The organism is Waltera sp., assembly GCF_046969025.1.
Classification (GTDB): Bacteria; Bacillota; Clostridia; order Lachnospirales; family Lachnospiraceae; genus Acetatifactor; species Acetatifactor acetigignens.
This window is the reverse complement of record NZ_JBKVQF010000040.1, coordinates 1-13,968: the sequence shown is the minus strand read 5'-3', so window position 1 is coordinate 13,968 and position 13,968 is coordinate 1. Positions and strand designations below refer to the sequence as shown.

The 13,968-nt window shown below is 46.2% G+C and carries 16 protein-coding genes; 6 read left to right on the top strand and 10 right to left on the bottom strand.

Annotated elements, in window-relative coordinates:
- Window positions 1-102: 102 nt before the first annotated feature.
- From ACLTOH_RS14920 to ACLTOH_RS14910, 3 genes are all read right to left on the bottom strand, one after another.
- Window positions 103-567: an Hsp20/alpha crystallin family protein gene (locus ACLTOH_RS14920; protein WP_022311998.1), complete on the bottom strand. Its 465-nt coding sequence runs from the start codon at window positions 565-567 to the stop codon at window positions 103-105.
- Window positions 568-872: 305 nt separating this feature from the next.
- Window positions 873-1,454 carry a DUF4352 domain-containing protein gene (locus ACLTOH_RS14915; RefSeq protein ID WP_337417169.1) on the bottom strand — a complete coding sequence of 194 codons (582 nt, stop codon included), beginning with the start codon at window positions 1,452-1,454 and terminating at the stop codon, window positions 873-875.
- A 118-nt stretch (window positions 1,455-1,572) separates the two neighbouring features.
- Window positions 1,573-2,037, bottom strand: coding sequence for a cupin domain-containing protein (locus ACLTOH_RS14910; RefSeq protein WP_117466495.1), 465 nt, complete (start codon window positions 2,035-2,037; stop codon window positions 1,573-1,575).
- 104 nt (window positions 2,038-2,141) lie between these two features.
- On the opposite strand from ACLTOH_RS14910, the gene ACLTOH_RS14905 reads away from it, so the two are divergent.
- From ACLTOH_RS14905 to ACLTOH_RS14895, 3 genes are all read left to right on the top strand, one after another.
- Window positions 2,142-2,621, top strand: coding sequence for an S-ribosylhomocysteine lyase (locus tag ACLTOH_RS14905; protein WP_022311995.1), 480 nt, complete (start codon window positions 2,142-2,144; stop codon window positions 2,619-2,621).
- 33 nt (window positions 2,622-2,654) lie between these two features.
- Window positions 2,655-3,353, top strand: a complete 699-nt coding sequence (locus ACLTOH_RS14900; RefSeq protein WP_337536518.1) for a 5'-methylthioadenosine/adenosylhomocysteine nucleosidase — start codon at window positions 2,655-2,657, stop codon at window positions 3,351-3,353.
- A gap of 79 nt (window positions 3,354-3,432) precedes the next feature.
- A complete protein-coding gene (locus ACLTOH_RS14895; protein ID WP_337417168.1) occupies window positions 3,433-4,467 on the top strand; it encodes a M42 family metallopeptidase in 1,035 nt (344 codons plus the stop codon).
- Window positions 4,468-4,571: 104 nt separating this feature from the next.
- Here the strand turns inward: ACLTOH_RS14895 and ACLTOH_RS14890 are convergent, their stop codons facing one another.
- The 4 genes from ACLTOH_RS14890 to ACLTOH_RS14875 form a co-directional block, all read right to left on the bottom strand.
- Entirely contained in the window at window positions 4,572-5,024 is a 453-nt protein-coding gene (locus tag ACLTOH_RS14890) for a GtrA family protein (RefSeq protein ID WP_022311992.1), read from the bottom strand.
- A 223-nt stretch (window positions 5,025-5,247) separates the two neighbouring features.
- A complete protein-coding gene (locus tag ACLTOH_RS14885; RefSeq protein ID WP_337545384.1) occupies window positions 5,248-6,210 on the bottom strand; it encodes a D-2-hydroxyacid dehydrogenase in 963 nt (320 codons plus the stop codon).
- Between the two features lie 194 nt (window positions 6,211-6,404).
- Window positions 6,405-7,754, bottom strand: a complete 1,350-nt coding sequence (locus ACLTOH_RS14880; RefSeq protein ID WP_022153088.1) for a glucose-6-phosphate isomerase — start codon at window positions 7,752-7,754, stop codon at window positions 6,405-6,407.
- A gap of 158 nt (window positions 7,755-7,912) precedes the next feature.
- Window positions 7,913-8,734 (bottom strand): hypothetical protein, encoded by an 822-nt coding sequence (locus tag ACLTOH_RS14875; protein ID WP_412224333.1) that lies wholly within the window; start codon window positions 8,732-8,734, stop codon window positions 7,913-7,915.
- Between the two features lie 216 nt (window positions 8,735-8,950).
- On the opposite strand from ACLTOH_RS14875, the gene ACLTOH_RS14870 reads away from it, so the two are divergent.
- Genes ACLTOH_RS14870 through ACLTOH_RS14860 form a run of 3 tightly spaced genes read left to right on the top strand, consistent with a single transcriptional unit; the run spans window position 8,951 to window position 11,083 of the window.
- Window positions 8,951-9,193, top strand: a complete 243-nt coding sequence (locus ACLTOH_RS14870) for a TIGR03905 family TSCPD domain-containing protein (RefSeq protein ID WP_022311989.1) — start codon at window positions 8,951-8,953, stop codon at window positions 9,191-9,193.
- 25 nt (window positions 9,194-9,218) lie between these two features.
- A complete protein-coding gene (locus ACLTOH_RS14865) occupies window positions 9,219-10,298 on the top strand; it encodes an undecaprenyldiphospho-muramoylpentapeptide beta-N-acetylglucosaminyltransferase (RefSeq protein ID WP_412224332.1) in 1,080 nt (359 codons plus the stop codon).
- Between the two features lie 38 nt (window positions 10,299-10,336).
- The gene (locus ACLTOH_RS14860; protein ID WP_227733481.1) at window positions 10,337-11,083 is read left to right on the top strand and encodes a copper homeostasis protein CutC; all 747 of its coding nucleotides are present in this window, start codon (window positions 10,337-10,339) and stop codon (window positions 11,081-11,083) included.
- Here ACLTOH_RS14860 and ACLTOH_RS14855 read toward each other — a convergent pair.
- The 3 genes from ACLTOH_RS14855 to ACLTOH_RS14845 are packed head-to-tail and all read right to left on the bottom strand — an operon-like array spanning window position 11,073 to window position 13,739.
- A complete protein-coding gene (locus ACLTOH_RS14855; protein ID WP_337414804.1) occupies window positions 11,073-11,849 on the bottom strand; it encodes an HAD family hydrolase in 777 nt (258 codons plus the stop codon). The genes ACLTOH_RS14860 and ACLTOH_RS14855 overlap by 11 nt on opposite strands.
- A 20-nt stretch (window positions 11,850-11,869) precedes the next feature.
- Window positions 11,870-12,340: a GNAT family N-acetyltransferase gene (locus ACLTOH_RS14850; RefSeq protein ID WP_337414806.1), complete on the bottom strand. Its 471-nt coding sequence runs from the start codon at window positions 12,338-12,340 to the stop codon at window positions 11,870-11,872.
- Between the two features lie 52 nt (window positions 12,341-12,392).
- Window positions 12,393-13,739, bottom strand: a complete 1,347-nt coding sequence (locus ACLTOH_RS14845) for an ATP-binding protein (protein WP_337414808.1) — start codon at window positions 13,737-13,739, stop codon at window positions 12,393-12,395.
- Window positions 13,740-13,968: the final 229 nt, after the last annotated feature.

Genomic DNA, 13,968 nt, shown 5'->3' with positions numbered 1-13,968 from the left:
CGGGCGGATTCGGGACTTTAACCCGTTAGAAACGTGCGCCGCTAGGCGCACACACAAAAAACCGCTGCCCCTTACGGGGCAACGGTTTTTGTATTCAAAGGATTATCCCTCAATAGCGATGTATTTATTGGTCTCTACCGCAGGCTTTGCTTCCTTCTTAGGAACATTCAGAGTCAGGATACCATGTTTGAACTCGCCCTTGATATCCTCCTGAGTCAGGTTGTCACCAACATAGAAGCTACGCTGGCAAGCTCCGGCATAACGCTCCTTGCGGATGTATTTACCGGTCTTCTTCTCCTGCTCATCCTCATCCAGACCTTTGGCAGCCTCAATGGTCAGATAACCATCCTCCAGAGAAACCTTGATCTCATCTTTCTTGAAGCCGGGCAGATCAACGATCAACTCATAGTTGTCATCGGTCTCCTTGATATCGGTCTTCATTACATTATGTGCATGTCTGCCATACAGTTTCTTCTCTATCTGATTCTCTGCTCTGTTGTCAAAGAAAGGTACATCATCAAAAAAGTCATCAAATAAGTTCTCTCCAAAAATGCTAGGTAATAACATAAGTCATCTCTCCTTTTCTATTAAACATATGTCGGTGTCTTTCGATACCTCTTACCTTTTGTCCTCCGGCAACCGCCGGAGAATTTCGGAACCTGTCAGAGGATCTTCGATCAATCTCTTGATCTTTCTTCCTCTCCCTTGTTCTAGTTGTACTATAACACGCATATATAAGTATGTCAATTAAGGAAAAATTATATAATTATAAATTAAAAATAAACTGCAAAAAAGAACCAGAACACTGTGATCCACAGTACTCCGGTTCTTTTTTACAGGCAAAACCGCCAGTCTTACTTATTTGTTTTCTCTTACTTATCCTTTGCAGTAAAGAATACGAAGAATACATCTCCCTCAGTGTCATTGGAGAACTGCTCCAGATAAGAAATGGAATAATCCTTGGAATCTTCCGGTACTTCATATACCAGCAGACCGGTTTTCTCTTCGTTAACACCCAGATCATACTCTTCCGGCAGCTGTTCGTCACTTACAGTGTTACCATAGTAGGTGATAGGTGCAGCGTATGCGTCATCGTTATCATCATCGCCCCACTGGATCTGGAAATCGGTGTCATACATGGTAACGGTAGAACGATCGGTGTTCTTAACGGTTATTTCTGCTACTAACAGCTTATTTCCCTCGGAAGGGGTATATCCTTCATAGTCATTGCAGGTATATGCGCTGTTTACAGTGTAATCGAAGAAGTAAGTTCTCATTACATCTCCCATACGTCCTTCTGCATAGCCGTCATCATCTGCGGTTACCACACCACTCTTGCTGCTGGTATTGGATCCGGAACTTGCAATATTCTGAATTGCGCTGTCTACAGGACCACATCCTACCAGACTAAATGCCAGTACAGTTGCTACAATAATTCCAACAAATTTTTTCATTTTCTTTCTCCCTCTCATAACCCTTATTGTGCATGCAGTCATCTGCACGCAAACCCAGTATAGCACACAAAATGGCAGAATGCAACGCTTTATTGCGCTACTTTGCGAATGTAAGTGCTTACTCACGGGTCAGACGCAGGATCACATCGCTGTGTTCCGGATATTTTTCCAATAGTTTTTTCCGTTCAAACAGTTCAAATTCTTCATATTTAAAACAGGGTGAAACCATACAGCCCACCAGACTGAAACCCTCTTCCTCCATGGCAGACCCGAAGATCATTCCCTTCGGAACCAGTACCTGCGGGACTTCTCCCTTTTCCAGGTCCAGCCCAAGTTTCGCCGCTGTGAGTTTTCCGGCCTCATCGATCATATAAATCGTCAACGCATTGCCGTCATGATAATACCATACCTCATCCGACTTCAGGCGATGAAAATGGGACACTTCCCCCTTTGCCAGCATAAAATAAATGCTGCTCCACAGGTTCCTCTCTTCTTTTTCCAGCAGGCATTCCTTGAAATAACCGCCCTCCACATGGGGCTCCATTTCCAGATGCTCTATATAATATTCCGCTGAATGCTTCATACTCTTATCCCTCCGGCTATTTTCTTTTCTACTGAATTAGTGTATACTATGCAGAGAAAAAGCGCAATTATTAACCTGAAAGATTGTGCGGAATGGAGAATATCATGGAAAAAATAGCAAGCTTCACCATTGACCATATCAAGCTTCAGCCCGGTGTCTATGTATCCCGCAAGGATCACATCGGTGCAGAGGTCATCACCACCTTCGATCTGCGTATGACCAGTCCCAACGAAGAGCCTGTGATGAATACCGCAGAAGTACACACCATCGAGCATCTGGGTGCAACTTTCCTGCGCAATCATCCGGAATACAAGGACAAGACCGTCTACTTCGGCCCCATGGGATGCCGTACCGGCTTCTATCTGCTGCTGGCCGGAGATCTCTCTTCTAAGGATATTGTTCCTCTGATGGTGGAAATGTTTGAATTCATCCGCGATTACAAGGGTGAGGTACCCGGTGCTTCTCCCAAAGACTGCGGCAACTATCTGGATATGAATCTGGGTATGGCCAACTATCTGGCAAAACGCTATCTGGATAATGTGCTGTACGGCATTGACGACAGCCGTCTGGTATATCCGGAGTGATTACAATTATTTAAGAAAGAACAGGAAACACACATGAAAAAAATCGGAATCATCGGTGCCATGGAGCTGGAAGTGGAAACTCTCAAGGCTCACATGACCACCACTAATATCACGACCAAAGCAAATATGGAATTCCACGAGGGTACCCTGAACGGTACTCCCGTAGTCATCGTCCGCAGCGGTGTCGGTAAAGTCAATGCCGCTCTCTGCATACAGATTCTGGCAGACCTTTTTCAGGTCACTGCCATCATCAACACCGGTGTGGCAGGATCCCTGAATGCCGCTCTGGACATCGGAGATATTCTGATCTCCAAGGATGCCCTGCACCACGATGTAGATGCCACCATTTTCGGTTACAAGCCTGGGGAAGTTCCCCAGCTGGGATGCCGGGAATTCCTTGCAGATGAGCATCTGATCGAGGTTGCTGCCAGCACCTGTCAGGAGGTCAATCCGGACATTCACGTTCATACCGGGCGTGTAGTCAGCGGAGATCAGTTCATTTCCAGCAAAGAAGTCAAGGACCGACTGATCAAAGAATTTCAGGGGGACTGTGCCGAGATGGAGGGGGCTTCCATTGCCCACGGTGCTTACCTGAACGGTATTCCCTTTGTCATCATCCGTGCCATTTCCGACAAGGCGGATGACAGTGCCGAGTTGGATTATCCTACCTTTGAAAAGGCCGCAGCGCTCCACTCCGCCAAGCTGGTAGAGGCTATGATGCCCCGGATCTGATCCGGGCGGCTGTCCTGTGGATCGAAAACAATGCCTGCTGCACAGACTTTGCAGGCAATAGAAAGGCATGCATATTAACATGAAAAAAGAAAAGAAATACATTGAATATATCTTAAAACAGGCCGAAGCCCTGCTGGCTATCGACAGCCCTTCCGGCTTCACGGAAAAAGTAACGGATTACCTCTGTGAAGAGTACAAGCGCCTCGGCTACAAACCGGTCAAGACCAAAAAGGGCGGCATTCTCGTAGAGATCGGCGGTAAAGGCAACGCGGTTCTGACCATGGCCCATGTAGACACGCTGGGCGGCATGGTGGCAGAGATCAAGATCAACGGCCGTCTCCGTCTGACTAAGGTCGGCGGCTTAAACGCCAACAATATCGAGACCGAGAACTGCCGTATCTATACGCTGGACGGCAAAGTATACGAAGGCACCGTACAGCTGACGGATGCTTCCATCCATGTCAACGGCGATTACCAGAAGTCCGAGCGTACCTTCGATTCCGTGGAAGTCCTGCTGGATGAAAAGGTATCTTCCAGGGAAGATGTCAAGGCACTGGGTATTGAGAACGGTTCCTTCGTCTGCATGGATCCCCGGACCCGCATCACGGAGTCCGGTTACATCAAGAGCCGTTTTCTGGATGACAAGCTCAGCACCGCTATTCTGCTTGGCTTCGCAAAATATGTAAAAGACGAGGATCTGAAGCTGTCCCGTAAGGTCTACCAACATATCACGGTCTTCGAGGAAGTGGGTCACGGTGCCTGCGCTTCCGCTCCGGAAGATGTGGAGGAACTGCTGTCCGTAGATATGGGTTGCGTCGGAGAGGGTCTGGAATGCACGGATCGTCAGGTATCCATCTGCGTCAAGGACGGCCACGGACCTTATCATTATGATGTGGTCAAAGGGCTGATCCAGGCTGCAAAAGACAATCATATCGACTACGCCGCAGATGTTTACCCCTACTACGGCTCCGATGCTGATGCCGCATTAAGCGCCGGTATTGATGCCAGACACGGACTCATCGGCCCAGGTGTCTACGCTTCCCACGGCTACGAGCGTTCCCACAAGGATGCAGTTGCCGCAACGCTGGAATTGTTGAAGGCTTATCTGGCATAACTCCAAATATAAATTGCACATAAAAAGCAGTCCGGAAACCAGCAGATTTTCTATCTTCTGCCAGTTCCGGACTGCTTTTATATTATGTTCTACTATTGATCTACTTATTTGGCTTCTTCCGCTTCCGTATCTTTTTTCTTATTGAATACGAACAGCTTACTGAATACATAGTTGCCGATGATGACCAGAACTGCGGAGATTAGGGTTGCCACCAACAGATTTACACCGATTGCGGTCAGTACCTGCATCACTACCATATCCAGAATCAGCGTGGATACTCTGGAAAGCACGAATTTCGGTGCTTCGGACAGCATCGGAGCATTGCTCTTGAATACAAACTTACGGTTGGTAAAATATGCGAAAATGACACCCGCCGTCCAGTTGATAACACTTAATACAACATTCTGAAAGGGTGTGGGATACATTGTGTTGTCAAATAACAGGAAGTTTGCCAGGAATTTTGCTGCCCAGGATACGACCGTGGTCAGTCCGCCTACGATCAGGTATGCAATGATCTCTTCATACTTGATCCAAAGTGCCTTTATTTTTTCTACCATATTGTTCCTCATTTCTCTGTGCTAAGGTTAACAAAACTATTCAGAACCCCATTCGCAAAATCGCCTCTACGAGGCTTTCTTTTTGCTCATGTGGTTATTTCGCCCTATAAATAGTTAACTACAAATAACAAATATACACAAATATCCCCTTAAATGCAAGCATTCCAAAGACATTTGTGTATATCTTAATCACTGTTTATGAAATTCTATACCACCGTATGGCTTATAAATTTACCACGTTACGGTTCTCACCACGCATAAATGCCTTAATGTTCTCGTAGACGCCCTGTACGCAACGGGTACGTGCCTCCACGCTGGCCCATGCCAGGTGCGGTGTGATGATCAGCTTGTTACTGTCTTTTAACTGGCTTAAAGGATTAGATAACTCCAAAGGCTCCTTTTCCAGGACATCCAGACCTGCTGCCTGAATCTCTCCGGCCACCAGTGCTTCATAGAGATCAGCGTTATTTACCACGGGGCCTCTTGCCACATTGATGAGGATTGCTGTCTTTTTCATCTTACGAAGGGCTTCCTTATCAATGAAATTACGGGATAAGTCACTTAACGGACAATGCAGGGACAGGAAATCGCTCTCTTTTAACAGGGTATCCTTGTCCACCTGCGGATAATCCGTACAGGTGCTCTTGCCCGTGATGGAATAAAAGATTACCTTACAGCCGAAAGCGGTAGCGATCGCTGCGGCTCTCCTGCCGATATTCCCCATTCCTACAATGCCCCATGTCTTACCTTCTAATTCATAAAAAGGTCTGTCAAAATTAGAAAAACGATCCTGTGCACTGTAAGCGCCGGATTTTACATATTCATCATAGTAGGGCAGCTTCTGGCTCAATGCCAGCGCCAGAGTAAACGTATGCTGTGCCACCATGGCTGTGGAATAGTCCACCACATTTGCCACCTTGATGCCTCTGGACTTGCAATATGCCAGATCACAGTTGTCGTATCCGGTGGCAAGCTCACAGATCAACTTCACGTTCGGACAATTTTTCAGGGATTCTTCTCTCATCGGAGCCTTGTTGCAGACAATGACATCCGCATCGCCCACACGCTCTGCCACTTCCTGTGCAGTAACGGTATTCGGGTAACTGGTCACTTCTCCCAATTCATTAAAACAGTCCACCGGCACATCCGTGCCGGCGCTGTTTCTCTCCAGTAAAACAATCTTCATCTCTTGCAATTTCTCCTGTCTTTTGTTTTCTTTTCGTAATAGCATAATAACATAGTAGAATAAACGATTTCTCCGGGCTATCGCCCTACTTACTTATTCCATCATACAGCAACAGCGTAATGAAATCAATTCATTACGCTGTCCTTTTCTTCTTTTGAAACATATTACTGCCGGAGTGATCCCGCCTCTGTGGCTTACAATCTCTTCAGCAGTTCTTCTCTCTGTGCCTCATAACCGGGCTTGCCCAGCAGAGCGAACATGTTCTTCTTGTAGCTCTCTACACCGGGCTGGTTGAAAGGATTTACGCCCAGCAGGTATCCGCTGACACCACATGCGAACTCGAAGAAGTAGAACAGCTCGCCAAGATAGAACTCATTTACCTCGGGAACGGTTACCATGAAGTTGGGAACCTGACCGTCGGTATGTGCCAGAATGGTTCCGTTCATAGCGCTCTTATTGACGAAATCAACGGTCTTGCCTGCCAGATAATTCAGACCATCCAGATCTACAGGCTCCTCGCCGATGGTAAGCTCCTCTCTCGGAGTGTCGATATTGATCACGGTCTCGAACATTACACGGGAACCGTCCTGAATGAACTGACCCATGGAATGCAGATCGGTGGTCAGATCCACGCTTGCGGGGAACAGACCCTTGTTGTCCTTACCTTCGCTCTCACCGAACAGCTGCTTCCACCACTCACTTACATAGTGAACAGCGGGCTCATAGTTCGCCAGGATCTCGACACTCTTGCCCTTGCGCAGTAAGATGTTACGCAGAGCCGCATACTGTAAAGCATCGTTCTCTTCGAAATCATTCTCCAGGGCACGCTTTCTTCCGCTGGCTGCACCTTCCATCAGCTTGTCGATATCAGCACCGCTGACAGCGATCGGTAACAGACCTACAGCGGTCAGTACGGAGAAACGTCCTCCTACATCATCGGGTACTACGAAGGTCTCGTAACCTTCCTCATCGGACAGATGCTTTAAGCTTCCCTTCGCCTTATCGGTGGTAGCATAAATTCTCTCTGCCGCGCCCTTCTTGCCGTATTTAGCTTCCAGCTTCTCCTTGAATACACGGAAAGCAATAGCGGGCTCTGTGGTGGTACCGGACTTGGAGATCATGTTGATGGAGAAATCTCTGTCGCCTACTACATCCATCAGGTGCTTCAGATAGGTGGAGCTGATGGAGTTACCACAGAAGTAGATCTCCGGAGTCTTACGTACACTCTTATCCAGTACATTGTAGAAGCTGTGGCTTAAGAACTCGATAGCCGCTCTGGCTCCCAGATAAGAACCACCGATACCGATAACCAGCAGAACGTCGGAATCACTCTGGATCTTCTTCGCTGCTGCCTTGATGCGGGCGAACTCTTCCTTATCGTAATCTACGGGAAGATCGATCCATCCCAGGAAATCATTGCCTGCGCCGGTCTTGGATACCAGGGTCTCCTTCGCATCCAGGGTAAGCTTCTTCATGTAACCGATCTCTTCTTCAGAAATAAAAGAGCCGGCCTTGGAATAATCAAATGTAACTTGTCTGCTCATAATGCTCCTCCTTATATCTTGCAGATATATCACGCATTCTTGCGTTACTTACTTAAAAAATCCGTTTTTATTTTAACAAAGTTACATCTCATTTTCAAGACATATCTATAGATCCGGGGAATGTTTTCTGAATTCTTTCGGACGTCTGGCATTTTCCGCTATACTGTAAGTAATTCCTGAAGCAATGCCTGTAATTCTTCCTCCGTGACTCTGGCGGGATCCTCCGGTCTCTGCGGCAGCACTTTTTCTCCCGGCTTTTCATGTGCGGCATTTTCTACGGAAAATACTTCTCTGTCCAGACGATCTGCCGTCTCCTCCGGCTGCACCGCTCTGCTGCGGATCGGCATCAGTTCCACCGTCCGTCTGCCGGAAGCTCTCTGCTGTCGTCCTCTCGTTCTTCCGGCCGCACTGATCTCCTCCCCCAGGCTTCCCGGTCCGTAGAGTCTTTCATAATCCTGTTCCGTGACAGAGATCCGGCCCGACAGATGATTTTCCAGATAATCTATGAGATTCGTCTTCAGAACCCTGCGTTTCCCCTTGATATCCATCATGGCCGACAGAGAAAAATACAGATACATCCCTAAAAAACTTACTATGTAAAAAGGCAGGATTTCCCCCAGCATCCTTCCGCCCATGATCCCCTTGCAGATCCCGATACCGGCAAACACAATGGAAAACAGCATGCACTGGCCGGACAGATGATACCAGGCATCAAAGGATAGGTGTCCAAACGCCAGCCGGTTGAGGAACTTGTCCACAAACACCGGAATGTTTGATACTCCACCATTTAACTGGTAACAATTTGCAAATTTTACTTTACACTGTTTCAACAGGCGGTTATTCGTCGTTGCCATATTATCTGTCTCTTTTATCATCGTATGGTAAAATCCTGCCAGAAGCAGACGCACCAGAATACTAAGTCCCAGAAATACCAGAATTCCGGTTGTGATCACTTTTTCTTCTTTGAAAATCGTAAACATAACCTGCGCTCCTTTCTATCGCTTCCTTAGAGTATAACGTATTAGAGGCTTGTTTTGTACGTTTTTTCATCGTCATTCTTCTACGTTGCCGAACAGAAAAAGTATTTCTTTTACATTTTTCGTGAAAAGAAAACCTTGTACATATTGTTGTATAAATGCCAAAAATCTGCTATAATCACTCCTTAGAAATTCAGTTTGAAAAGGATGGTTTTACATATGATATACAAGACAAAAGGTACCTGTTCCACTTCGATCGATGTAGAATTAAAGGATGGTGTTATTGATTCCGTAAAATTCACCGGTGGATGCAACGGTAATCTGCAGGGAATCAGTGCTCTGGTAAAAGGAATGAAGCCGGAAGAAGCAATCAGCCGTCTCAAGGGGATCCGCTGCGGTTTCAAGCCTACCTCCTGTCCTGACCAGCTGGCTCATGCCCTGGAAGAAATGATCGCACAGTAATCTCACCGACAAGAAGGATTTTATTATGAAAAAAATCGTATTGACCGGCGGCGGAACTGCCGGACATGTAACCCCCAATATTGCTTTATTACCGGCGTTGCAGGCGGCCGGCTATGAAATTGCCTATGTGGGATCTTATGAAGGCATTGAGAAAAAGCTGATTGCGGATTTCAACATTCCTTACACAGGCATTTCTACGGGCAAATTCCGCAGATACCTGGATCCGAAGAACTTCTCCGATCCGTTCCGTGTCATGAAGGGATTTGTGGAAGCGAGAAATTACCTGAAAAATTACCAGCCGGATGTAGTCTTCTCCAAGGGTGGCTTCGTAAGCGTCCCGGTCGTCCGCGCTGCAGCTTCCTTACATATTCCCTGTATCATCCACGAATCGGATATGACACCGGGACTGGCCAATAAGCTGTGCATTCCCGTGGCAGAAAAGGTATGCTGCAATTTCCCGGAGACTATGAAAAATATCCCTGCCGACAAAGCTGTCCTGACCGGTTCTCCCATTCGTGCGGAGCTGGCACAGGGCAGCCGGCTGGCCGGACTGAACATGTGCGGCTTTACTGCCAATAAACCTGTCATCATGGTCATTGGCGGAAGTCTGGGTGCAGCTAACGTGAACAAGGCTGTCCGCGATGCATTGCCGAAGCTTCTGGAGGATTTCCAGGTAGTACATCTCTGCGGTAAGGACAAAATCGACAACCTGTTGTTAAATACACCCGGATATAAACAGTTTGAATATATCAAGGCGGAACTAAAGGATATTTTCGCCATGGCAGACGTGGTGATTTCCCGTGCCGGAGCCAATGCCATCTGTGAACTTCTGGCGCTGAAGAAGCCCAATATCCTGATTCCCCTGCCTGCTGCCAGCAGCCGCGGAGACCAACTGTTGAACGCCGCTTCCTTCGAGGCGCAGAGTTATTCCATTGTGCTGAACGAGGATGATATTACGACGAATCTGCTGGTGGATAAAGTACACGAGCTTTACTTCAACCGCCAGAAATACGTAGAAGCCATGAGCCGCAGCCACCAGATGGATGCGGTCAACACGATCATGTCGCTGATCAATGAAGCAGCAAACAAGAGTCATACGCAATAATATCATGTATTACCATGTATGGATTGAGGGGGACTATTTTGAAAGGATTATTGGAAATCTGCTGCGGCAGCTTCGAAGATGTGAAAACCGCCTGGCAAAATGGTGCAGACCGGGTAGAGCTTAACAGCGCACTGTATCTGGGTGGTCTCACACCTTCTACGGCCAATCTGATCTGCGCAAAAGAGCAGTGCAGTATCCCTATTGTAACAATGGTCCGCCCAAGAGGAGGCGGCTTCTGCTATTCACAGGATGAATATGAGACCATGCTCTTAGATGCCCGCATACTTTTAGAGCACGGAGCTGACGGTATTGCTTTCGGCTTCCTGACAGAGGACCATGCCATCCATAGGAACCGGACACAGGAAATGATCGACCTCATTCATAGCGCCGGAAAAGAAGCTGTATTTCACCGGGCGTTTGATTGTGTTGCACAACAGGAACGTGCGGTGGAAGCATTGATCTCCCTTGGCGCGGACCGGATTCTCACCAGCGGTGGCGCACCCGATGTATGGTCGGGAAGAACGCAATTGCAAAAGCTGCAAAGCCAATATGGTAAGGATATCGCATTTTTAGCGGGAAGCGGCATAAATGCACAAAATGTAAAAGCGCTGATGGAATATACGAGCATAGAGCAGGTTCATACATCCTGCAGAAGCTGGCAGCCGGATGCGACCGCCTCCCTGCAGGACGTGGACTTCTCTTATGATAGAAACCGAAAGAATGCATATGAAGCAGTAGATGCCGTAAAGGTGAAGGAAATGCGGGCAGCAATGCCTATATTGTAATCAGCCCGTGTTCTAAACAAAAATCGTAGACTCCGTCTTCTTCCACCGATCTGCACGTACAGGTGGCGTGGGCTTTGATCTCATCCTTCGCGTTCCCCATGGCCACACCGGTACCGACTGCTTCCAGCATCTCGATATCATTGAAGCCATCTCCAAAAGCGATGGCTTCTTCCTTCGTAAAGCCAAAATGCTGAAGTACCGCGCGCACAGCGTTTCCCTTCCCACATTCCAGGGGAATGATATCAGCCGCTCTATCCCACCATGCTGTGATCTGTGTATGGTGCGTGCCAGCCAGAATCCGCTCATACTCTTCTTCCCTGCAGGAACACATCATCTGATAGATGTCCTCATGAACCCGTTCATCGAATCGTTTATCGATTTTCAGCATCTCATTACCGAATCTGAAATACTGCTCCAGATCCGGATCTGTACCGTTGGTGATGATAAAATGTTCGTTACTGATTGCTAACGCCCTATGCATATCTTTCAGATTCTGAAGGATCTGAAGCTTGTCCATCCGATCAAGCGGGCACTTAAAAATAATCTCGTCTCCGACTGTTACATAAGAACCGTTAAAGGTCAGAAGCGCATCGAAATCAATCCCCGGAAAACGCGGCGCCGACAGATATCCTCTTCCGGTCGCCATACACAGCTTCACCCCATTCCGACGAAGAGAAATTAATGCATGCAGCGTCCGCTCACTTAATTCTTTATGACCCATCTTCAGAAGTGTCCCATCGACATCAAAAAATGCAATTTTAATCATGCTTGCCACCTCCGTCCGGCTCACAGGATATATTCCATCTGCCGTTCTTTTGTCTTCATTCCCATCTTTTCATAAAAGTGCTCTGCCGAAGTGTTGCCTGCCCAGACGTTCAGGGTTACTTCATAGCAGCCCAGTTCTTTTGCCTGCTGTTTCACATATTCAAACAGGCTTTCCCCGATATGCTGCCCCCGTGTCTGCTTGTCAACGCAAAGGTCATCGATAAACAATGATTTGAAGGGGACCATATTAGTGGAAAAGGGTTGCTCCCTGAGTTGGCAGAATGCATAGCCCATGCACAGATCGTCCTCGTCTACGGCAACATAGATAGGGTGATCCTCCTGTTCCAATAGCTCTGCCAGCTCGTAGGGGGTGTATTTCGTAGTACCCGGTATAAAAATATCCGGACGGATCTCTGCATGTATCTGTAATACCTGCCCCAACAGTGCAAGAATTCTTGGAATGTCCTTTTTTTCTGCCTTGCGAATCTTCATTTCTATTTCGCTCCTTTATTTGACAAATCCCGTTTTATTACTTCTCCCGGTGTTATAACCCTTCCATGTCTAGATCCACGATTAACTTTCCAATTTTCCGTTCTTTTAAAAGATAGCACATATAGATAGGAAGATATACCACGGATCCCTCCTGTTCCATATTTGCTACCGATAAAACATATGCTTTCTCAATATGATAATCAGAAATTTTCATAAAGTTATCCAAGGATTTGTGTGCCTTGTAAGCTTTCCCGGATTTCACCTCAATGGGAACCACTTTCCCATCCATTTCGACCAAAACATCCAGTTCCCCTATATTTTTCTTTTTACAGAAATAAGGTTCCAAACCATTGGCTGTTAATTGCTGTGCCACAGCATTTTCAAAGTGAGCACCGTTATTTACTTCGCTGTTTTTATTGATCAGTTCCAGTTTGGTTTCCGCCGGATATGCACTGGTAAGCAAACCGGTGTCATTGGAAAAAAGTCGGAACACATTACTGCTCTTGCTCGCTTTGAGAGGAATAACAGGAGCTTCCACGTTATACACCGGTAACGCAACTCCGGCATCTTTCAGCCATAAAAAGCTGTTTTCATATCTGTCAAACTTTAACTCTTTATTCAGCATTGTAAATACAAATTTTTTATTCTGTTTGTTCAATTCTGCCGGAATGATATCATAAATAGATATCAATTTCAGTTTTTTATCTTCACTCTCATGTTGAGAGAAATCCTCTTTATATAGCGCAACGATATCCCGTTGTACCTTATCCACTTCCCGGATATCTTTTGTAGCAATATAGATTTTTACCGCATCCGGCATGCCTCCGACAATTAGATAGATAAAAAACAGCGACAATAGCTTCTGATGTATGAATTCATCCACGGGCTGACATGTTTCAAATTTCGCTTTCAACATTTCCAAAGTTGTTTTTGACACACTATTCGCTATCATGAATTCTTCAAAATCCATCGGATACATTCTCAAAACAGTTAAATATCCAACCGGAACCGACGTTATTCCCTTAAGCTCTACTCCTAATAAGGATCCGCTCATTACATATTTGAAGCTGCCTTCTTCTACAAGGAATTTTATTTTTGTCACTATTTCCGGACATTTCTGTATCTCATCAAAAAAGACGACCGTTTCCTGCGGCTTACAATCCTCCGGCATAATCATTTTTAATTTCACCAGGAACTCATTCGCACTCATTTTTACATTGAGATAATCCACCAAATCCGGCTGATCTATAAAATTAACTTCAAACTTACGATATCCGCTTTTGGCAATTTCCTCTCTTATCAGCCAGGTCTTTCCAATCTGTCTGGCGCCTGTTACCAATAATGCTTTATCCGATCTTTTCAACCATTCTTCTATGATAATAGAGTCTTTTCTATACATAAATTCCCTCCTCCCTTTTTAACAGTATCTATTTTGCCCCGTTTTTTCAATATGATTTGTAATATTTTGCCCCGTTTTATTCAATTTACCATTCCAAAGGTATTTTTTTGGTATTTTTTTCTTTCTCGTCGAATTCTTTTTTCCATGCAAAAATAATTGTTGTATCATCCCTATAAATTGATACGTGAACAATCGGCGTCAGGACAGAGAAAAAAACAGCTTACCATCT

Excerpts from the sequence above, each read along its gene's own strand:
- ACLTOH_RS14890 (WP_022311992.1), bottom strand. The coding sequence starts at position 5,024 with ATGGTAGAAAAAATAAAGGCACTTTGGATCAAGTATGAAGAGATCATT.
- ACLTOH_RS14865 (WP_412224332.1), top strand. The coding sequence starts at position 9,219 with ATGAAAAAAATCGTATTGACCGGCGGCGGAACTGCCGGACATGTAACC.
- ACLTOH_RS14845 (WP_337414808.1), bottom strand. The coding sequence starts at position 13,739 with ATGTATAGAAAAGACTCTATTATCATAGAAGAATGGTTGAAAAGATCG.
- ACLTOH_RS14875 (WP_412224333.1), bottom strand. The coding sequence starts at position 8,734 with ATGTTTACGATTTTCAAAGAAGAAAAAGTGATCACAACCGGAATTCTG.
- ACLTOH_RS14870 (WP_022311989.1), top strand. The coding sequence starts at position 8,951 with ATGATATACAAGACAAAAGGTACCTGTTCCACTTCGATCGATGTAGAA.
- ACLTOH_RS14850 (WP_337414806.1), bottom strand. The coding sequence starts at position 12,340 with ATGAAGATTCGCAAGGCAGAAAAAAAGGACATTCCAAGAATTCTTGCA.
- ACLTOH_RS14905 (WP_022311995.1), top strand. The coding sequence starts at position 2,142 with ATGGAAAAAATAGCAAGCTTCACCATTGACCATATCAAGCTTCAGCCC.
- ACLTOH_RS14895 (WP_337417168.1), top strand. The coding sequence starts at position 3,433 with ATGAAAAAAGAAAAGAAATACATTGAATATATCTTAAAACAGGCCGAA.
- ACLTOH_RS14855 (WP_337414804.1), bottom strand. The coding sequence starts at position 11,849 with ATGATTAAAATTGCATTTTTTGATGTCGATGGGACACTTCTGAAGATG.
- ACLTOH_RS14915 (WP_337417169.1), bottom strand. The coding sequence starts at position 1,454 with ATGAAAAAATTTGTTGGAATTATTGTAGCAACTGTACTGGCATTTAGT.
- ACLTOH_RS14900 (WP_337536518.1), top strand. The coding sequence starts at position 2,655 with ATGAAAAAAATCGGAATCATCGGTGCCATGGAGCTGGAAGTGGAAACT.
- ACLTOH_RS14880 (WP_022153088.1), bottom strand. The coding sequence starts at position 7,754 with ATGAGCAGACAAGTTACATTTGATTATTCCAAGGCCGGCTCTTTTATT.
- ACLTOH_RS14910 (WP_117466495.1), bottom strand. The coding sequence starts at position 2,037 with ATGAAGCATTCAGCGGAATATTATATAGAGCATCTGGAAATGGAGCCC.
- ACLTOH_RS14920 (WP_022311998.1), bottom strand. The coding sequence starts at position 567 with ATGTTATTACCTAGCATTTTTGGAGAGAACTTATTTGATGACTTTTTT.
- ACLTOH_RS14885 (WP_337545384.1), bottom strand. The coding sequence starts at position 6,210 with ATGAAGATTGTTTTACTGGAGAGAAACAGCGCCGGCACGGATGTGCCG.